Below are 18611 nucleotides of genomic sequence, written 5' to 3' on the forward strand. Positions count from 1 at the left end.
GGATCGCCGCAATGGGATCACGCGTTAAATTGCAGTCACAAAACAGTGCGTTGCTGATCGGCTATGGATATGTGGCGCAGCGTCTCGCACAGGCGCTATTGGCACAAGGCTATCACGTCATCGCAACTTATCGCGACACAGCCCCAACAGATACAAATATCACCTTTGTCAAATTCGGTAGCGCCGTCATGCGGGAGGCTTTCCAAGTGGCAGACCTCGTCGTGACATCTGTCCCGCCAGGTCCAGACGGTGACCCTGCGCTGGTAGCACTCAAAGGGCTTGCAACGCAGGCCCAATGGATCGGCTATCTCTCTGCAACCAGTGTCTACGGGGACCGCGGTGGTCAATGGGCCTTTGAAGAAGAACCGCCAACGCCGTCGCTCAAACGCGGCAAAGCCAGAGCGGACGCCGAACTCTCTTGGATTGAAACAGCTTGGCCCGTCCATATTTTCAGGCTGGCAGGCATTTATGGCCCAGGCCGTGCGCCGTTCGAGCGTTTGCGCCAAGGAAAGGCGCGGGCTGTGATTAAGCCCGGTCATGTCGTCAACCGTATCCATGTCGATGATATTGTGAGCGTGTTGCTAGCCTCTATTGCAGCTCCAAACCCGTTGCGGATTTATAACGTCGCAGACGGCAATCCCGCTCCGCCCCAAGATGTTTTGGATCATGCAGCAGAGATGATCAACGCCCCGATCTCCGCTCCGAATAGACGCTGATCATCCAGCCCTCTCGCCAATGGCGAAGAGTTTTTATGCCGAGACCAAACGCATTGATGCATCACGGGCGCGGCAAGAACTGGGCTGGACACCTCAATATCCAACCTATCAAGAGGGCTTACGCGCCGTCTTGAAATCTCAAAAATAAACCCTGCACATTAAGGATAAGAATATCCAGATGTGTAGGATGTTGCAGGGCGGGCGAACCCAGCCTTATCCGCATCGATCCCCGTGCCATATGTGCCGTATTGCGCGACTTCTGCCTCAACAACATAGCCTCGATTGCGCATGCAAACTTCAAATTCAGGATTAAGCATCAAGCTCGTCTCGTCTGTGAACAGATAACCCTTGTGCAGCATCTCGCAAGAACGCCAATCCGACACGTCTGACTCGCCGTTTAAGCGCACGAAAGACACATCACGCGGATCGCTCGCCATCACATAAGTTTGCACAGGCGCGGGTCGCAATGCGGGCGTATCATAAAGTTCCACCACATAATCATTATCGTTGTAAACTGGCGTTGCCTCAGGCTCGTAAAGCACCACTTCATAGTCCGCATCGTCAAATTGATAATCCTGCTCGGGCGTATCGCGCAGAAGCTTTGTGACAGGAGAACTGACGAATTTCGCCGCAGATTTTGTACCGCCCCATAGGCTATCTGCGGTTTTACTTATTTGCGAACATCCCGATAAGGCCGTCGCAGCGATTAAGGCAGCTATTAATACATGTTTGCGTGTCATAAGTCTCTCTTCAGTGGTCCGACTTACTCACATTCAATTTTCATGCCATTTTAGGGGGTAAATCACCCCTATAGATTGACAGTGCTTCCGCGCTCGGCAAGAGATAGAGCCTATTGGGAGCCAATACATGCCAAAATCAGACGCGCCGAAACCGCCAAAAAGCAGACTAGACATCATCGCGGACGCGGCCGAAATTTACGGGGCGCGCAGCTTTGACAATTATGCGCAAATTCGTTCCGTTGCAGAAACAATCCGTGACGAGTTTTGCGCTTGGCTGGACCCTGAGAGCCAATGCGTCTTTTTGGTGCCTGCAGAAGGGGCATTTGCCGCACAAAATTACAGGTCTGCAGCGTTTTCAGTGACTGGCACAGGCTATCTGCCGCTCAAACCCATCAGTTTTGGTCTTGCCGTTAAAATCTCACGGGAAAAAGATTATATGCGTCTAAAAATAACGTGCCGCAAAGAGGGCGGCAATATGTTTATCAGCATTGAGCATGGACGCGACATTGCATTGCCGCTTCCTATTCAAAAAGGGGAACTTCCTCCGCTCTTTGAGAGTATTTATTCTCATATCCTCGACTTTTTCACTGACAGCGTCGACGAGTATGATAATGGTGATTATGGATCATCAGATATTGGGTTTGATATTCTGCGCATGGCTGAATAACTTTTAATTCGAAATAGACACGTAGTGCGCCCACCCTTGGCTTTGCTGCATAGATAGGATTTTCATGGCTGCAGATATTGCCCATCACGTTGTAAGTGCGCTTCCAATTAAGATAGCCCTGATTGGCGCCCTTGGTATTGGCGCGCAATGGCTCGCATGGCGGTTGCAGCGACCCGCGATTGTATTGATGGCGATTGCGGGCCTGATTTTTGGTCCGCTGCTGGGCTATATTCTCACGCTTGGCCTGCCTGACAGCGTCCGCGATGTGGTGGAGGTTTTCCGCCTCGACCCCGTCAAAGATTTCGGCGAGCTTTATCGCCCCATGATTGGACTGGCAGTGGCCATCATCCTGTTTGAGGGCGGGCTGACGCTGAGGTTTAAAGACTTGGGTGATGCGCGACATGCTGTTGTTCGCATGGTGATCTTTGCCTCGCCTATTGCTTGGTTCCTTGGCACGTGTGCGGCGCATTATATCGTTGGTCTGCGTTGGGATATTTCAGCGATGATTGGCGGATTGTTCGTTGTGACAGGTCCAACCGTGATCATGCCGCTCCTGCGTCAAGCACACTTAAAATCCCGTCCTGCCAATGTGTTGAAATGGGAAGGCATCGTCAATGACCCGCTCGGCGCACTTTTTGCCGTGGGCGGCTATGAATTTATCCGCTTTACCATGACCGAAGCGTCTATGTTTGCCGTCTTCGGCAAGCTCGCTTTCGCCGCGATTTTGGGCACAGTTATGGGGATAATCTCCGGCTATGGCCTCGCTTGGGCTTTCCGCCGTGGGCATATTCCAGAATATCTGAAAGCGCCGATTGTGCTGGCTTGGGTTCTGGCGATTTACGTATTGGCCAATACATTAGCCGATGAAACAGGCCTGCTTGCTGTGACTGCACTCGGCATGACGATGGCGAACACCAAATTCGCGTCGATGGTGGAGATGCGCCGATTTAAGGAAAACATCGCGATTATCCTCGTCTCTGGCGTCTTCGTTATCTTAACCGCCACACTAACACCTGACATTCTCAAAGCATTCTTCTCAGACTGGCGCGTGCTGGCCTTTGTGGCGGCGATGATGCTCGTCGTGCGGCCTGTCGCCGTGATGCTCTCAACGCTCTGGTCTGGCCTGACATGGCGAGAAAGCCTGTTGATCAGTTTCATCGCCCCGCGCGGGGTCGTGGCCGTGGCCGTGGCTGGCTTGTTTGCAGCGGAACTCAACGCACTCGGCGATCCTTACACACAAGGCGCTTACTTCGTACCGCTCGCTTTCGCCCTTGTCTTTGCGACAGTGTTATTTGCTGGCTTCTTCATCGCGCCATTGGCGAAAATGCTCAAGCTCGATGCGGGGGACGGGGACGGCGTCCTGATCGTCGGCGCGAACCCGTGGTCATTGGGACTGGCGAAATCGCTCAAAGAGATGGGCATTAAAGTCCTAGTCGCAGATACGAACTGGCGACGCCTGCGCGGCGCGCGCCTTGAAGGTCACGCGACTTTTTACGGCGAAGTCTTGTCAGAAAACGCGGATTACACCCTTGATCACAGCGCGTTTAACCACCTGATCGCGGCCACACCAAATGACGCCTATAACGCCCTCGTCTGCGTCGAATTCGCACCAGAGCTGGACCGGCATCGCGTCTTCCAAGTCGGCTCCAAAGAGGCCGAAGACAAAGATGATGACGCTATCGCCTTTACCTCGCGCGGCCGTGTGCTGACCTCTCGCGGGCGTAGCTTTGACGCGCTTACCCGAGATTGGTGGAGCGGCTGGCGGTTCCGCTCGACGAACCTGTCAGAAAGCTACACCCTAGAAGATTTGTATAAAGATCGCGGCGATGACCTTGATCTGATCTTGGGCCGTAAAGCCGATGGGCATTTGGAATTCATTCAGCCGGGACAAGAGAACCGCGCAGAGGGCATGACCGTGCTGTCCTTTTGCCCCGCCAAAGATACCGATGTTGCGCGCGGCCAAGGGGCTAAATCAGGTCAAAAAGGCGGTCAAGGCAGCAGCCTCGCTGGCCCTGCTAGCCCTCTCCCACAATAAGAGGCTTGCTTCGGCTTTTCACAGCTTTGTCACGGAATAGTAACGCAGCTTTAAGAGTTGGGCTGGCATAGCTTTAGGGTTCATTAACCCTAAACGGATCACTGCCACGTGGAATTGCCGCGCCTGAATTTTTCTCTCCCGCCCCGCGTCAAAGCGCTGGGCAAAGCGACCTTCATCACGGGTGCGCTTGGCGGGTATCTGTGCGGTATGGGCGTGCTGGGCTTATTTGCACTGGCGGCCAAAGACCTCCCCGATCCCAAGAAATTGTGGGAACGCTCACGACCTGTTTCTGTGCAGATCGTAGATCGCAACGGCGTTGATGTTGTTGTGCGCGGCGCAGCCAAAGAACAACCTGTCGACCTGGACACGCTTCCCTTTCACATTCCGATGACGATTTTGGCGACAGAAGATCGTCGCTATTACAATCATGTTGGCGTTGACCCGCAAGGACTGGCTCGCGCGATGGTCAGCAATGTTCGCGCGGGACGATATGTCCAAGGTGGTTCGACTCTGACGCAGCAATTATCCAAAAATATCTTCCTCTCACCCGACAAAACGCTTCGCCGAAAAGCGCAGGAAATGATGCTGTCCGTGTGGCTAGAGCGCGACTTTACAAAGCGTGAATTGCTAGAAATGTATCTATCTCGCGTTTATTTTGGAAGCGGCGCGTGGGGACTTGAAGCCGCCAGTCAGACCTATTTCGATAAGCCTGCAGCTGAGATGACATTAGCAGAATCTGCCATGATGGCGGGCCTCCTCAAAGCGCCCTCAGCTGGCAATCCTGCGCAACATCCTGAACGCGCAGCCAAGCGCACGGCCACTGTGCTGAACTCGATGCAGCGCCAAGGGCTTCTCGCGGAAGGTGTCTTGGAAATGGCGCTGAATGAGGACATCACTATCCACCGCCCGCAATCTGATCATACAGGGCAGTATTTTGTCGACTGGATTTGGAACGACTTAGAAGCTGCGATCGGCGTACCAACGCAAGACATCATCGTGCAAACCACGCTCGACATGCGCGCACAATCTGCGGCCCAGTCAGCCATGCTCGCACACCTTGATACTGAACGCGGCGCCAGCGAAGGTGCGGTCGTTAGCCTTGACGGGACAGGCGGCGTCATCGCTATGGTTGGCGGCACATCCTATACCAAAAGCCAGTTCAATCGCGCCGCACAGGCCGAACGGCAACCTGGGTCTGCCTTCAAACCTTTCGTCTATCTCGCCGCCTTACGCGCGGGTATCAGCCCGTGGGACACACGCATTGACGCCCCAATCACCCTCGCTGCGGACACGCGGGCGGGTGAAGACTGGACCCCGCAGAATTTCAGCGAAACATTCTCTGGCCCGATCACCTTACAGGACGCCCTCGCCAAATCGATCAATACTGTTGCCGTAACACTCGGCGAAGAAGTCGGGCGGGAGGCCGTGATTGCGGCGGCTGGAGATTTCGGCCTGACGGGACTGACGCCCTATCGCAGCCTCGCGCTCGGCGCTCAACTCACCACACCTTTGCAAATGACAGAGGCCTACCTACCCTTTGCGAATTGGGGGCAGAAGCGCCCAGCTTACGGGATTATTTCAATCTCGACCGCTGACGGCACCCCGCTATATGATCACGTCCGTGCCGAGCCGAAGCCTGTCCTGACCCCTGTCGAACTCGCCGATATGAACCTGATGCTTACCCGCGTTGTCGAGCAGGGAACGGGGCGCCGTGCCCAAATTGCTGGTCGTCATATTGGCGGCAAAACAGGGACCACAAATGACTTCCGCGATGCGTGGTTCATTGGGTACGCCCCTGACGTTGTGACAAGTGTGTGGGTCGGGGCGGACGACAACACACCCATGAAACGGGTCACAGGCGGCACTATTCCTGCGCAAATTTTCCATGACTATATGGACGTGCAGCTATCGGAACAGCCCGCAACCCGCCTGCCCGTGTCTCAAGAACCAGATTGGGTGCGCCGCAATGCACAGCTCAATGCTCTGCTGGATCAGCTAGAAGGCAAGCTGCCCTAATCAATCTAATTCATACCTGACCCACGACAGAGTCTCGTCCTTCGCTTTTGGGCTTCCCCCGCCTTTGAAAATATGGCACCAGAACAAATATGGAACCTATCTTCGAGTTTTCTGGCGCGTCAATCACTCTGATCGAATTATTGATCGGTGCGCTCTTGCTGCTAGCTGGGATATTACTCGCTGCCCTCTGGCCGCGCCGCAATCACGAGGCCAAACGACTCGAACAGCAGATCACGCAAATGACGCAACAACAGGGTGAATTGCAAGGCCGCCTCGCGCAATTTGCCGAAGACAGCGCGCAGCGCGATGCCGTCTTTCGCGAAAACCTCGACAACCGTCTCTCCAAAGTGACGGAGCGTGTCGGCAACTCCTTGCTAGAAACGCAAGAGCGCAACTCTGCGAGCATGAAACATCTGCATGAACGGCTTGCCCTGATTGATCGTGCGCAGAAGAATATCGAAACATTGTCGGGCGAAGTGTCTGGCCTGCAAAGCCTGCTCTCGAATAAACAAGCGCGCGGCGCATTTGGCGAGAAGCAGATGCAGGATTTGATCGAGAGCTACCTTCCGCCCAATGCCTATAGCTTTCAGTCCACACTTTCCAATGGCAAACGCGTTGACGCCCTGATCCACCTGCCCAGCGATCAAGGGGATGTAGCGATTGATAGTAAATTTCCAATGGAGGCGTGGCGGCGTATGACAGCTGCAGATAATACGCCTGAATCGGATCGCGCCAAGCGGGATTTCGCCAATGACGTGCTACGCCATATCAAGGACGTGGCCAGCAAATATCTGATTTTTGGCGAAACCCACGACATCGCGCTCCTCTTTCTGCCCAGTGAAGCCGTTTATGCCGAGCTGCACGGCCATTTCCCCAAAGTGATTGAGGCAGGCTTTGCCCAAAAGGTGATGATCGTTTCGCCCACGACATTCATGGCTACGCTGCACACTATGCGGGCCGTGATGAAAGACGCCGCCATGCGAGAACAGGCTCATATCATCCAACGCGAAGTGGGCATGATGGCCAAGGACGTTACCTTGCTCGATGATCGTGTGGCAAAGCTACAATCTCATTTCAATCAAAGCGTTGAAGACGTCCGAAAAATCCGCATCAGCACTGAGAAAATCACCAAACGCGCCGATAAAATTGAAAGCCTCGACATGGCTGATGCGCCTAAAATTGACGGGGATAATATCGAGCGTTTTCCGAAAAAATCTGGTCAGGGCTAATGCAGCTGATTTGGTATGGCGGACGACTATTTCGGCCTAGCGCGACAGTAGGCGCGTCGCAAACCTCGCCTGAGACTATCTTTAAATACGAACAGCGCAAGAATTTTGTTACCGCGACCTATGCCGGTGGCGAGATCGAATTTGGACAGCTAATGGGCAATGTCCTCAAGAACGGCTCGCTTGATATGCGGTACCATCACCGCGATATTCACGGCACCCTCCACACTGGCACTTGCCTGACCACCCCCGAAGTTCTGCCTGGGAATAAGCTACGTCTGCGTGAGCAATGGCAGTGGACGAGCGGGGATAGAAGTCGCGGCGAAACGACATTAGAAGAAATATAATTAATTACCTTTTGCAGCTTTGCGATGCTCTTTGTTATGGGCCGCTAAATCAATCAGGATCTTCATCGCGATCAGTGTCACGAGCGCGTAAACTGGACTGCCAAGCGACAGCACCAAAAACCCACCCAAGATAATTACGACGTGCATGACCATAACGCGGGGGTAAGGCGCAAACATTTGGGAAGTTGCATCACGGGTTAAATATTCCCGCTTTCCAAGAAAGTTTATCATAAACGACACCCCATGAGAGACCAGCAAAACCAGCGCAGTCAGCGCCACGGGCGATTGCCAATCTAGGGTTTTGACCTCTGGCAATTCGGGAAAAAACTGTCGCAGAAAAACTAGATGAACGATGCTAAACATACCGAAATGGACGATGAAAAAAATGCACCTCGGTACCATACCTATGACGCTCGCCAGAGTTAAACCATCCTGTTTAGACTTGTGTGCGCGTGGCTTGATCGCGGTCAACATCATCTTTGGCACGTTCAAAACACCAATAATGACACTCTCCAACCAATAGAGCAGCAAGATCATACCGACATCCCAACCAAATGCGAAAACGCCGATAAGGGGGATAAGATTACTAATAACGAGTATGAGGCCCGAGAGATTGCGAAAGCTACCCATTAAGACCCCTTGCTTCACCCTTAAAACGGCCGACGGGATTTCATCGCGGCGGCAATCGTGCCGTCATCCAAGAAGTCTAATTCCCCGCCGACTGGCACGCCGTGGGCAAGGCGCGAGACGCTGACATCCGCGCCCTCCAAATGGTCGGTGATATAATGCGCCGTGGTTTGACCATCGACTGTGGCGTTCATGGCGAGGATGATTTCGGCAATTTCACCGCTTTTGGCACGGTCGATCAGCGCGGCGATATTGAGGTCTTCAGGGCGCACACCATCGAGCGCAGACAGCGTGCCGCCCAATACATGATACGTTCCGCGGAAGGCACCCGCACGCTCCATCGCCCACAAATCCGACACGTCTTGGACAACACAAATCCGCGTGCGGTCACGCCCTGGCGCTTGGCAGATATGACACGGATTAGACGAATCAACATTGCCGCAAACATGACAGGTCGAGATTTTATCCGCCGCCTCACCCATGGCGTGGGTCAGCGGCACCATTAACACATCTGGCTTTTTGAGCATAGCGAGAGCGGCGCGGCGAGCCGAGCGTGGGCCAAGCCCCGGCAGCTTTGACAGCAGGCTGATCAGGCGATCAATTTCAGGACTGACATTGGCAGATGACATAAAGACTTTCTGGCGAAATTGCGATTCGCTCCAACCTAGCGAAGCCAAGCCCAAAGTTTAAGACCCAAAGTTTAAGGTCGAAAATTTAAGGCCCAAAATACAAGCGAAGTCACGCCACGCCGTTTAATGACCCAGCGCGGCCGATTTTGGCCCGCGCGGATCAGCGGCTCCAACAGCATAATCTCCCACTCGCCCCACTGAATTCACACGCCCCAGCACGCTATGCGCAAAATCACCTGTCTCATTTCGCGGTAATTGATGCCCCATCGCGACAAGGTTTTCGAGCGTATCGCGGGCAATTCCTGGCTCTGTGATAACAATATCTGGGAGCCATTGATGGTGAATACGCGGGCGATCTGTCGCCTCGGCTAAGTTCATGTCCCACTCCATCACGTTGAGCGCGACTTGTAGCACAGCTGTGATAATCGTCGATCCGCCGGGGCTGCCCGTGACGAGTGTGACTTCACCGTCCTTCGTCACGATCATCGGCGTCATGGAAGAAAGCGGGCGTTTTCGAGGCGCGATCTGATTGGCCTCCCCACCGATCAAGCCGTAGCCATTCGACGATCCAGGCTTGGCCGAAAAATCATCCATTTCATTATTGAGCAAGAACCCTGCCCCGTCGACTGTATAGCCAGAACCGTAGGAGAAATTTAGCGTGTAGGTCACGGAGACGGCATTACCCTGTTTATCGATAACGGAATAATGTGTCGTATTGGCTGACTCGAATGGTAGTTCTGCTCCTGGGCGTATCTCTGATGACAGCGATGCCTCTGACAAATCTATCGAATCTCGTAATGCATCCGCGTAGGATTGACGCGTGAGCGCATCAACTGGCACGTCCACAAAATCTGGATCGCCAAGATATTTGGAGCGGTCGGCATAGGCGCGGCGCATACTCTCAATTAATTTATGCAAATAGGCAGAAGAATTATGACCATCCGCTTGGAGGTCATACCCGCTCAGAATGTTTAGCATTTGCACGATATGGACACCGCCAGAACTTGGCGGGCTCATGGCATAAACATCAAAGCCTTTATAACTCCCTCTAACTGGGGCTCGTGTCACTGTCTCGTAAGTCGCCAAATCACGCAGCGTGATGACACCGCCCCCCGCCTCCATTTCAGCCACAATTAGCTCGGCCGTCTCACCGGTATAGAACCCCGCCACGCCTTGTTTTTGGATGCGCCGCAAGGTCGCTGCGAGGTCGCGTTGAATTAATTTATCGCCCGCTTTGCGGTTGAGAAAATAATTAATTGTTGAGGGGTCAGCGGATAAGATTTCGCGCGAATTCTCAAGGCTTTGCGCCAGGGCAGGGCTGATCTCAAATCCATTTTGTGCGAGGCGGATGGCGGGGCCAATGACTTCACGGCGGGTCATTGTGCCGTAGGTTTCGAGCGCATCCAGCAAGCCCATCACAGTGCCCGGCACACCTGCGGATAAATGAGAATATTGCGCGAGCTTATTGTCGACTTCGCCGTCTGCGCCCAGATACATGTCGCGGCTTGCTAGGCTCGGCGCCATTTCTCGGAAGTCAATCGCAATCACCTCGCCCGTTTCTGCTAAGCGCACGAGCATGAAACCGCCACCACCTAAATTGCCCGCTTGGGGGTGGGTCACGGCGAGGGCAAACCCCGTTGCGACAGCCGCGTCAACAGCGTTACCACCCCGCACCAAAATATCTCGCCCGACCTCTGCCGCAAGTTTGTCTTGCGCAGAAACCATGCCCTGCTGAGCCAGCACAGGGTGATGAACTGTATCGAAAGCAAAGATCGCCTGCGCTGCGGGATTACTATCTTTCGCCGCACCTACGTCCGCAGCAAGCACCAATATTGACATTGCGAGTAAAGCAGTCTTGACCCATTGGCGCATAGCAAGCTCCTATTGATCGAAGATTATATTCCTAGCCCGGGTGGCAAAGGAATATCCCCCATCGCAGCTTTCATCGTCTTGGCCTGCGCCTCGTCCAGCTTGACCTTGGCGTCTTGATATGCAGCGACAATCAGATCTTCTACGATTTCAACATCATCTTCGGAGAGCAGTTTGGGATCGATTTTCAGCGCGCGCATATTCCCACCGCCCGCCAATTCTACCGTGACCAAGCCACCGCCTGATCGACCTTCAACGACAATGTCAGCGACTTCGGCCTGTGCGGCTTCCATCTTTTTTTGCATGTCCTTGGCCTGTTTCATCAGGCCCATCAAATCTTTCATGTCTTAATCCTCATCAGCTATATCATCAGATAAATTTTCGGGGACGAAGTTCCCTTGAATGATATTGGTGGTCACATCATGGATTCCAAGAAGGGTCCCATTCGCTAATAGCGGATGGGCAAAAGCAGGGTGTGCGCGTTCGGCCGCGTCACGGCTTTTTCTCGCTGCGCGTTTTTGTTCCGCCAGCGTTGGTTCGCCCTCTTGATCGGAAGGCGAGACGATCCACAACTCGCCTGTTAAATCGCTTAACGCCTGCACGATCTTCCCAATCAAATTATTAAAGCGCGGGTCAGTCACGCGCAGCTCTGCCTTGCCAGGTTTAAACGACACAGGACGGATATAGCGCTCAATGTCAGAGCGCAGCATGATCTGGCTATCAGGAAGGGCCTCAACAAGTTCAGCCAAGCTCGTGATTTGTATATCGCTTGCGGGCGGCGTGATCGGTTTTGGTGCGCTCATACTTGCCGCTGTTTGAGTTGCGGCTGCTGTCGGCGCACCAGTCTGCGAGGAATGACGCGCTGGCATTGCGGGCGGGGCAGTGTGTGCGGTAACGCCCGCAGAGGGGGTAGAGATTTGCGGTAGGCCCGGCTCCGCCATCTGCTTTTTGTTGCTGCGCCGCTTCGATAATTTGTGCAGCGAGTTCGGGCGGCGGCATTTGCCCTGCCAGTGATAGCTTTAGCAGCGCCATTTCAGCAGCCGCCAGCGGATCGGGCGCGGTGCGGACTTCATTATGCGCCGTCATCAAAACTTGCCAAAGCCGCGTCAACTGCCCCACAGATTGCGCCTCGCCCAGATCGCGCATGCGGGCATGTTGATCAGGAGCGGCGTCAAATTCTGCGTCATCGCCGAGTGTCTTGGCCCGTGATATATCATGGCAAATATCAAGAAGGTCGCGCATAACCACTGATGGGCTGGCGCCATCATCATATTGCGCCCGCATTTCTAGCAACGCCCCTTTGGTATCACCCCGCGCGGCCATTTCGAATAAATCTAAAATCCGCACACGATCCGCGAGGCCTAACATCGTGCGCACTTGCTCGCCCGACACCTCGTCCCCGTCCAATCCCGCCTGAACAATCGCCTGATCCAGCAAGGATAGGCCGTCCCGCACAGAGCCTTCTGCCGCGCGAGAAATGAGCGCCAAGCCAGATTCAGAAATCTTCACGTTTTCTTTGTCGCAAATCCCTTTGAGGTGCTGCGCTAGAACAGATGCCTCGACGCGGCGCAGATCAAAACGCTGACAACGGGAAAGCACTGTGATTGGAACTTTACGAATTTCAGTCGTAGCGAAAATAAATTTCGCATGATCAGGCGGCTCTTCCAACGTCTTTAGCAACGCGTTAAATGCGCCTGTCGAGAGCATGTGCACCTCGTCAATGATATAGACTTTATAGCGTGCCGTCGCGGGCGAGTAGCGCACGCCCTCCAACATTTCGCGCATATTCTCAACACCTGTGCGGGAGGCTGCGTCCATTTCCAGCACGTCCATATGCCCAGACGCCATGATCAGCTCACAGTGCTTACCCGGCGTACCAAGTTCCACACTCGGTCCCTCAATCGTATCAGATTCGTAATTCAAAGCACGGGCCAACAAACGTGCGGTCGTCGTTTTCCCGATCCCGCGCACCCCCGTCAGCATAAAGGCATGCGCTACGCGATTGGCGCGAAACGCGTTTTTCAGCGTGGTCACCATCGCGTCTTGGCCGATCATGTCTTCAAAGGTCGTCGGCCGGTATTTTCTAGCCAGCACCTGATAGGGCTGCGCCCCGCTCGGGGATGATGTCTCAGACTCGCTCATAGACCGACTATAGGGGCGAGGAGGCGCGATGGGAAGCGGAGTCGGGGAAAGGATTCACAGACTTGTTGGGCGCGAGATAGGGAGGGGTGCCAGAGACGAGATGCAAGGGATCGGTGTGCATTTTTCCGTTGGAAAATTGTACCTTACGGGTGGGTGGTTTTACAAAACGGAATTCGGAAAATTGGTGTGTATTTTTTGCTTCTCAAAAATTCACTGAGTGGAAGGCTGCACCTGACCCGATAAGGACTCGCATGCGGCTGCTTCGTTCCCGACCTGACCGGGTTAACAAGAATACCGTCCAAGGCAACCTTCCGAGCGCTATATGGCGAAAGCGGCGCGGATGTGCAAGCCCTCTGTCCACAAGACATCAAAAAGCCTCGATCCCGTTATTTGAATTCAAACAACGCGAACCGAGGCTTTCGCAATTAAATCTGAGCGTTCAGACTAGAATTTACGGACGTATGAGAGTGTCACAACATCACCGCCAGCATCTTCAACTTCGAAGTCCTGATTACCAGCTTCAATATCGTCAAAGTTCAGGTCGTAATATGTGTATTCCAGACGAACACCGTTCATGTCGTCAAACATATACTGACCACCAACACCACCGGCAAAGCCGTCAGCATCAGCACTCACGCTCACATTACCGGCAGATGCGCCGACTTTTGTGAAGGCATAACCTGCACGCGCGAATAGATCGAAGTTCTCGCCGGCTGGCAAGCGGACAACACCGAATGCGCCAAAGCTGGAGTCGATACCGGCTTTAAACTCTTCGCCTTCGAATGTTTCTTTGTCATCAATGATGCCAAAAGCAGCTTGGCCTTCGACGCCAAAATATTCGTTGATGTTATAGCCCAGCTTTGCGCTCAGGTTATAGGAATCGAATTCAACAGCATCGACACCGAGGTTGACATATGCACCTGTATCTTGAGCTTGAGCCGTTGCAGCCATGCCGAAGATTGCAGTTGTCGCGAGAGCGATTTTTAGAAATTTCATGATATTTTCCTTATGTTTAAAGACGTCTACTCAAAGACGGGCGCTCCCTAACGCTACACATAAGAATAGACCACTCAGAAAGTCAGCTACAACTAACCTCTAGGTTGGGCTGCGATATAAATACAACAGTTTATGACCGCCTCGTAATTTACGGAAACAAACAGTAATACTCGGTGCGTGACAGCAGGGTAATGACGCGTTAAACGCTGGCATGACTTACACACCCTCTCCCATGCCATTTGCTGGCAACACCATTGATTATGCAGAGGTGCAGCGCACGCCGCAGCATTTGCAAACTTTTCTGGGGCAATCCAACGCACGAACAATTTTATTGTTTGAAGGCAAGGTCGGGATTGGGAAAGGCGGTCGATTGCACCGCACACACCCTTCCGATTTAATTGGGCAGAACTTGTTTGAACCTGGCCCAATTTTCCTCGGTATGGAGGGTGAGCGTCCAATTTTTGCGGCTAGCTTACAAAAGCCTGAAACATTTTTACCCATCGAGAACTTTGTCGATTTACGGCTCGGCGGCGGGCAACTGGATCCCGTTGACCTTGCCACTGCTGGCCGTGCGAAGTCGCTGTTTGATTGGCATAAGACCCATCGTTTTTGCGCAAATTGCGGGGGCGGCTCAATCTCTGATGAGGGCGGGGCGAAACGACGCTGCAATCATTGCGAGACCGATCACTTTCCGCGCGTCAATCCTGTTGCGATCATGTTGGTGCAAAAAGACGACATGGTGCTGCTAGGGCGTGGGCCTGGCTGGCCCGAAGGCTTTATGTCATGCCTTGCAGGGTTTGTGTCGCCTGGCGAAACCGTCGAAGAGGCGACCTACCGCGAAGTGCTGGAAGAAGTCGGCGTCAAAACTCATAATCATCGCTATGTCTTTAGCCAGCCGTGGCCATTTCCCAGCCAGCTGATGATGGGGATGATTTGCGACGCGGCTAACACGAAAATTACGTTGAATGTAAAAGAGCTAGAAGACGCACAGTGGTTCACGCGCGCCCAAGTCGAAGCTGTATTTGATAAATCCGTTCCCAATGACGCTAAGCCGTTCATGCGCCCGCCGCGCACGACGATCGCCCATCAAATGCTGCGCTATTGGCTCACGCAGTAGAAAACGCATTAATCAGCCAGAATGGCGGGCCACTTCGCATCCGCGAGCGCAACAAATCCATCGCGATTTTTGTCCCAACGGCGTTTGATGCGGCCATTAAAATTCAAATAGAGCTTTCCGTCTTCGACGTAGTAATAATCCGGCGAGCCTTTGGCTAACTTGCCTTTGGCAACCGCCCAGGCACAGTAGCCGCCATATTCTGGGATAAACATTTCGGGGTTCATCTGAAACAAATCCAGATTGCCTTGATTGACGAATTGCCACTCCGCGCCTGCATATTCCGTTTTAAATTCAGCTTTGCCGAGCTGCGGCGTGCCCGCATAAAAACTCATCACGTCATAGCCCTGCACAGCCAAGTTATTTCGCCAACTCGTATATATCTCTGGCTCTTCTGCATGTGCAGATGTCACTGCCAGCGGGCTGACCGTCAGGGTCAAGGCGAAGAATAGAGCGCGGATCATAGAGATTTATATATTGCGGCACAGACGTAGGGACAAGTCACAAGCTCAGACTTTGCCCAGCCCGCGCGACGGGTGCGCGGCGTAGGTGCCGAGGTGCGTCACAGATTCTGTGAAAAACGCTAACTCCTCCATGGCATGCACCATGGCATCGCTCTCGGGGTGGCCTTCTACGTCGATATAAAATTGTGCGGCATTAAATGACCCGCCCACCATATAGCTTTCCAGCTTGGTCAGGTTCAGGCCATTTGTCGCGAAACCGCCCAAGGCTTTATATAGCGCAGATGGGACCGAGCGCACTTTGAACACATAGCTCGACACGACAGGTTCCGCGTCCAATGCTGGCATTGCTGCCTGCGTCGATAACACCAGAAAGCGGGTCGTATTGTTGGGGCTGTCTTCGATATTTTCGAGCAGCACATCCAATCCATAAGTTTCGGCGGCCAAGGTTGAGGCTATCGCAGCGACACTCGGGTCACCCAACGTCGCGACGGCTTTCGCCGCGCCTGCCGTATCCACATCAGTCACAGGCGTGATATTGAGAGCCTCTAACCGTTTGCGGACTTGCCCCAGCGCCATAGGATGCGAGCGCGCAGAGGTGATGCCCTCCACTGTTGCGCCTTTCACAGCAAGTAATTGGTGATGAACAGGCAGATAACGCTCGCCAATCACGCTCAACCCGCCCTCTGGCAGCAAATGATAAATATCGGAGACGCGCCCCGCGACCGTATTTTCCACGGGAATCATGGCCAGTTCTGCCTCCCCGTTCCGCACATGTGCGAAAGCCTGCGCAAAGCTACGACATGGCATAGGCGTGTGATCTGGGAAATGTTCGAGACATGCCAGATGCGAAAACGCGCCGACCTCGCCTTGATATACGATATTTTTGCTCATTTTAGCCCTATATGCCTGTGTCTTATCTGCCTTAAAGCCTTTGCGACCCTTCGCCGCAAGGTCTTTTACATTTGCATTTAGCGCATAAGTTTATATGAAGACCGCAGATATTGTTAGCGCGGAACCGCTAGCGCACAAAGATTGAATGAAGGACGTTTCCCATGGATGAATTGGGCTTTACAAAAATCGCCGCCGCTGTGCTGGCTACTGCGCTGGGCGTGATGCTTATTCGCACACTCCCGCACATGCTCATGCATTCTGATTATCCTGAAATGCCTTTATATAGTGTCGGCTCCGTTGCGGTTGCGGATGCGGGCGAGGAAGTAGACCTGCCCTTCCCACAGCCAGAGTGGATCGCCGCGATGGACGTCGAGCGCGGCGCGAAAGTTTTCAAAAAATGTGTCTCTTGTCACAACGCTGAAGATGGCGGGAAAAACGGCACAGGCCCAAATCTCTGGGGTGTTGTTGGTGCTACACCTGGCACACATGACGGCTTTAACTACTCTTCTGCTATGGCAGAGATGGGTACGCCTTGGACATTCGAGCAGCTAGACGGATTTCTGACCAAGCCGAGTGCTTACCTCAAAGGGACGAAGATGGCTTATATCGGCATTAAGAAAGCCGAAGACCGCGCCGCCGTGATCGAGTATCTCCGCCTTGCCGCAGCGAACCCGATCCCGCAGCCAGAACCTGCTATTGTTGATATTCCTGCAGAAGAATTGGTCGAAGGCACACAGCCACCAGCTATGGAGCCAACAGTTGATCCCTCAGAAAATGATGGCAACAATATCGCAGAACCCGCCGAAGGTCAGAAGCCGATGACGGAAGACGAAAAAGCTGAAGTGCAATAAGGCCTATAGCCGTTTGAGAATACGAGGCGGTCCAATTCGTTGGATCGCCTTTTTTAATGGCTCCCGCGCGACCTGCATGTGATGAGCATTGGCATGCAACAACGTCTTGGCATCCTCCATAATCCCAACATGTCCTGCCCAGAAAACGAGATCGCCGCGCAGGGCGGTGTCCAACGCGGTGACAGCGCCCAAATGCGCTTCCTGCTGATCGGCGTCACGCGGCGCATCGACACCCGTCGCAGCCAAGGCCATTTGAACGAGCCCTGAACAGTCTACCCCCACTTGCCCCGTCCCACCCCAAATATAAGGTCGGCCTAGAAACTCTGTGGCCACGTCAACGAAATCTTGCGGCGCAGCATTTTTGACGCACCGCACATGCGCCGTATGAATAAAGCCTAGCCCCGCAATTTCCCGCAGCGGGCCTTCGCCTTTTTCCAAACGGATTTTAGCGTTCATAGGCAAGACACTCATCAACGGGCTTTTAATATCGGCGCGCTTGAAAACGGGGGCAGAGACAGTGCTGACCACGTGTGCGGTGCGAACTGTATCTGCCGCGATCATACGCTTGGGCACATACCCAACATAGGCTTTGCGCTTGGAAGGTACCAACGGCACAGCGCGACCCAACAGCCACGCACCTGCCTCGGCATAAACATCAAACCCCTGCCCGAATATCAATTCCGTATCTAAAGACACGCTAGTTTTTGGTGTGGCTTTAAGGGGGGCAGAAGGGGCTATGACGCGGCCACGATAGAGACGCGTTTTTGCGCCCGATGGAAGCGTAAACCGCCGATCAGTCGCAGCCATCAGTCGGGAAGTTCTGATTGAATAATATCCGCAAAACCAGAGAGGTAGCGAATACCCGCAGATGTGCGGATCAGAATAATCGAGCGCTTATCACGGTGGTCAGGTGCGCGCTGCACAAAATCGAGTTTGCACAATTTATCAATCGCGCGAACGATGACGGCCTTGGTCACTCTTAGTTGCTTCGCCAGCGAACGCACCGTGTGCGGCCCGTCTTCAAGATAAACACTCATCACGACCGCGAGCTGCCGCGCTGTCAAATCAGGCGCATTATTGACGACCGTCGCAACCGTCACCCGATGCCAAAGCGAAAGGCTATCTTTGCGGGTGAGTTTCGAAAACCCAGTCTCAGAAGATTTACGTAGCGCCTGTGTCGTGATGTCATCCGTTTGGGTTCGCAGGGCCGTATTGGGCGCGACAACTGGCTGGATAAACGCTGACATAAATGCGGCCCTTCCCTTGTCGCAAATCACTTTT

20 protein-coding genes and 1 other RNA gene are annotated in these 18611 nt (G+C 53.6%); 8 read left to right on the forward strand and 13 right to left on the reverse strand.

The features are described from left to right. Window positions 1–11: 11 nt before the first annotated feature. Entirely contained in the window at window positions 12–716 is a 705-nt protein-coding gene (locus AB8615_RS10220; RefSeq protein ID WP_418152347.1) for an SDR family NAD(P)-dependent oxidoreductase, read from the forward strand. 158 nt (window positions 717–874) lie between these two features. Here AB8615_RS10220 and AB8615_RS10225 read toward each other — a convergent pair whose 3' ends face one another. After that, complete coding sequence (locus AB8615_RS10225; RefSeq protein ID WP_409432486.1) at window positions 875–1456, reverse strand: hypothetical protein; 582 nt, start codon at window positions 1454–1456, stop codon at window positions 875–877. A 127-nt stretch (window positions 1457–1583) separates the two neighbouring features. On the opposite strand from AB8615_RS10225, the gene AB8615_RS10230 reads away from it, so the two are divergent. The 5 genes from AB8615_RS10230 (at window position 1584) to AB8615_RS10250 (ending at window position 7747) form a co-directional block, all read left to right on the forward strand. Next, window positions 1584–2123 carry a hypothetical protein gene (locus AB8615_RS10230; RefSeq protein WP_409432487.1) on the forward strand — a complete coding sequence of 180 codons (540 nt, stop codon included), beginning with the start codon at window positions 1584–1586 and terminating at the stop codon, window positions 2121–2123. Between the two features lie 64 nt (window positions 2124–2187). Continuing rightward, the gene (locus AB8615_RS10235; RefSeq protein ID WP_418152348.1) at window positions 2188–4158 is read left to right on the forward strand and encodes a cation:proton antiporter; all 1971 of its coding nucleotides are present in this window, start codon (window positions 2188–2190) and stop codon (window positions 4156–4158) included. 108 nt (window positions 4159–4266) lie between these two features. Further along, window positions 4267–6174 (forward strand): transglycosylase domain-containing protein, encoded by a 1908-nt coding sequence (locus AB8615_RS10240; RefSeq protein ID WP_409432489.1) that lies wholly within the window; start codon window positions 4267–4269, stop codon window positions 6172–6174. 89 nt (window positions 6175–6263) lie between these two features. Then, complete coding sequence (locus tag AB8615_RS10245) at window positions 6264–7403, forward strand: DNA recombination protein RmuC (protein ID WP_409432490.1); 1140 nt, start codon at window positions 6264–6266, stop codon at window positions 7401–7403. Then, on the forward strand, window positions 7403–7747 hold the full coding sequence (locus AB8615_RS10250) for a n-acetylglutamate synthase (protein WP_409432491.1): 345 nt from the start codon (window positions 7403–7405) through the stop codon (window positions 7745–7747). Before AB8615_RS10245 ends, AB8615_RS10250 begins: the two co-directional genes overlap by 1 nt. Here the strand turns inward: AB8615_RS10250 and AB8615_RS10255 are convergent, their stop codons facing one another. From AB8615_RS10255 to AB8615_RS10290, 8 genes are all read right to left on the reverse strand, one after another. Then, entirely contained in the window at window positions 7748–8377 is a 630-nt protein-coding gene (locus AB8615_RS10255; protein ID WP_418152349.1) for a DUF6498-containing protein, read from the reverse strand. Between the two features lie 20 nt (window positions 8378–8397). Then, a complete protein-coding gene (recR, locus tag AB8615_RS10260) occupies window positions 8398–9003 on the reverse strand; it encodes a recombination mediator RecR (RefSeq protein ID WP_409432493.1) in 606 nt (201 codons plus the stop codon). 123 nt (window positions 9004–9126) lie between these two features. Beyond that, window positions 9127–10875, reverse strand: a complete 1749-nt coding sequence (gene ggt / locus AB8615_RS10265; RefSeq protein WP_409432494.1) for a gamma-glutamyltransferase — start codon at window positions 10873–10875, stop codon at window positions 9127–9129. A gap of 23 nt (window positions 10876–10898) precedes the next feature. Further along, the gene (locus tag AB8615_RS10270) at window positions 10899–11216 is read right to left on the reverse strand and encodes a YbaB/EbfC family nucleoid-associated protein (RefSeq protein ID WP_409432495.1); all 318 of its coding nucleotides are present in this window, start codon (window positions 11214–11216) and stop codon (window positions 10899–10901) included. A gap of 3 nt (window positions 11217–11219) precedes the next feature. Further along, window positions 11220–11675 carry a hypothetical protein gene (locus AB8615_RS10275; protein WP_418152350.1) on the reverse strand — a complete coding sequence of 152 codons (456 nt, stop codon included), beginning with the start codon at window positions 11673–11675 and terminating at the stop codon, window positions 11220–11222. Beyond that, window positions 11614–13014 (reverse strand): DNA polymerase III subunit gamma/tau, encoded by a 1401-nt coding sequence (locus AB8615_RS10280; protein ID WP_418152351.1) that lies wholly within the window; start codon window positions 13012–13014, stop codon window positions 11614–11616. Before AB8615_RS10280 ends, AB8615_RS10275 begins: the two co-directional genes overlap by 62 nt. A gap of 216 nt (window positions 13015–13230) precedes the next feature. Next, window positions 13231–13327: signal recognition particle sRNA small type (ffs, locus tag AB8615_RS10285), an RNA gene on the reverse strand. 131 nt (window positions 13328–13458) lie between these two features. After that, window positions 13459–14010: a porin family protein gene (locus tag AB8615_RS10290; RefSeq protein ID WP_409432497.1), complete on the reverse strand. Its 552-nt coding sequence runs from the start codon at window positions 14008–14010 to the stop codon at window positions 13459–13461. A gap of 211 nt (window positions 14011–14221) precedes the next feature. Here AB8615_RS10290 and nudC point away from each other — a divergent pair, with 211 nt between their 5' ends. Beyond that, a complete protein-coding gene (gene nudC / locus AB8615_RS10295; RefSeq protein WP_409432498.1) occupies window positions 14222–15127 on the forward strand; it encodes an NAD(+) diphosphatase in 906 nt (301 codons plus the stop codon). Window positions 15128–15135: 8 nt separating this feature from the next. Here nudC and AB8615_RS10300 read toward each other — a convergent pair whose 3' ends face one another. Together AB8615_RS10300 and AB8615_RS10305 are read right to left on the reverse strand one after the other, a co-directional pair. After that, entirely contained in the window at window positions 15136–15588 is a 453-nt protein-coding gene (locus tag AB8615_RS10300; protein ID WP_409432499.1) for a YHS domain-containing (seleno)protein, read from the reverse strand. Between the two features lie 45 nt (window positions 15589–15633). Next, window positions 15634–16479, reverse strand: a complete 846-nt coding sequence (locus tag AB8615_RS10305; RefSeq protein ID WP_409432500.1) for a prephenate dehydratase — start codon at window positions 16477–16479, stop codon at window positions 15634–15636. Window positions 16480–16640: 161 nt separating this feature from the next. Here AB8615_RS10305 and AB8615_RS10310 point away from each other — a divergent pair, with 161 nt between their 5' ends. Then, window positions 16641–17330, forward strand: coding sequence for a c-type cytochrome (locus AB8615_RS10310; RefSeq protein WP_409432501.1), 690 nt, complete (start codon window positions 16641–16643; stop codon window positions 17328–17330). A gap of 3 nt (window positions 17331–17333) precedes the next feature. Here the strand turns inward: AB8615_RS10310 and AB8615_RS10315 are convergent, their stop codons facing one another. Both AB8615_RS10315 and AB8615_RS10320 read right to left on the reverse strand, forming a co-directional pair. Further along, window positions 17334–18137 carry a C40 family peptidase gene (locus tag AB8615_RS10315; protein ID WP_409432502.1) on the reverse strand — a complete coding sequence of 268 codons (804 nt, stop codon included), beginning with the start codon at window positions 18135–18137 and terminating at the stop codon, window positions 17334–17336. Further along, window positions 18137–18577 (reverse strand): MarR family transcriptional regulator, encoded by a 441-nt coding sequence (locus AB8615_RS10320; protein WP_409432503.1) that lies wholly within the window; start codon window positions 18575–18577, stop codon window positions 18137–18139. Before AB8615_RS10320 ends, AB8615_RS10315 begins: the two co-directional genes overlap by 1 nt. Between the last annotated feature and the right edge of the window lie 34 nt (window positions 18578–18611).

The organism is Litorimonas sp. RW-G-Af-16 (assembly GCF_048319245.1).
Lineage (GTDB): Bacteria > Pseudomonadota > Alphaproteobacteria > Caulobacterales > Maricaulaceae > Litorimonas.

Coding starts and splice junctions, on each gene's coding strand:
- AB8615_RS10220 (WP_418152347.1), top strand. CDS start 12: ATGGGATCACGCGTTAAATTGCAGTCACAAAACAGTGCGTTGCTGATC.
- AB8615_RS10225 (WP_409432486.1), bottom strand. CDS start 1,456: ATGACACGCAAACATGTATTAATAGCTGCCTTAATCGCTGCGACGGCC.
- AB8615_RS10230 (WP_409432487.1), top strand. CDS start 1,584: ATGCCAAAATCAGACGCGCCGAAACCGCCAAAAAGCAGACTAGACATC.
- AB8615_RS10235 (WP_418152348.1), top strand. CDS start 2,188: ATGGCTGCAGATATTGCCCATCACGTTGTAAGTGCGCTTCCAATTAAG.
- AB8615_RS10245 (WP_409432490.1), top strand. CDS start 6,264: ATGGAACCTATCTTCGAGTTTTCTGGCGCGTCAATCACTCTGATCGAA.
- AB8615_RS10250 (WP_409432491.1), top strand. CDS start 7,403: ATGCAGCTGATTTGGTATGGCGGACGACTATTTCGGCCTAGCGCGACA.
- AB8615_RS10255 (WP_418152349.1), bottom strand. CDS start 8,377: ATGGGTAGCTTTCGCAATCTCTCGGGCCTCATACTCGTTATTAGTAAT.
- recR (WP_409432493.1), bottom strand. CDS start 9,003: ATGTCATCTGCCAATGTCAGTCCTGAAATTGATCGCCTGATCAGCCTG.
- ggt (WP_409432494.1), bottom strand. CDS start 10,875: ATGCGCCAATGGGTCAAGACTGCTTTACTCGCAATGTCAATATTGGTG.
- AB8615_RS10270 (WP_409432495.1), bottom strand. CDS start 11,216: ATGAAAGATTTGATGGGCCTGATGAAACAGGCCAAGGACATGCAAAAA.
- AB8615_RS10275 (WP_418152350.1), bottom strand. CDS start 11,675: ATGAGCGCACCAAAACCGATCACGCCGCCCGCAAGCGATATACAAATC.
- AB8615_RS10280 (WP_418152351.1), bottom strand. CDS start 13,014: ATGAGCGAGTCTGAGACATCATCCCCGAGCGGGGCGCAGCCCTATCAG.
- AB8615_RS10290 (WP_409432497.1), bottom strand. CDS start 14,010: ATGAAATTTCTAAAAATCGCTCTCGCGACAACTGCAATCTTCGGCATG.
- nudC (WP_409432498.1), top strand. CDS start 14,222: ATGACTTACACACCCTCTCCCATGCCATTTGCTGGCAACACCATTGAT.
- AB8615_RS10300 (WP_409432499.1), bottom strand. CDS start 15,588: ATGATCCGCGCTCTATTCTTCGCCTTGACCCTGACGGTCAGCCCGCTG.
- AB8615_RS10305 (WP_409432500.1), bottom strand. CDS start 16,479: ATGAGCAAAAATATCGTATATCAAGGCGAGGTCGGCGCGTTTTCGCAT.
- AB8615_RS10310 (WP_409432501.1), top strand. CDS start 16,641: ATGGATGAATTGGGCTTTACAAAAATCGCCGCCGCTGTGCTGGCTACT.
- AB8615_RS10315 (WP_409432502.1), bottom strand. CDS start 18,137: ATGGCTGCGACTGATCGGCGGTTTACGCTTCCATCGGGCGCAAAAACG.
- AB8615_RS10320 (WP_409432503.1), bottom strand. CDS start 18,577: ATGTCAGCGTTTATCCAGCCAGTTGTCGCGCCCAATACGGCCCTGCGA.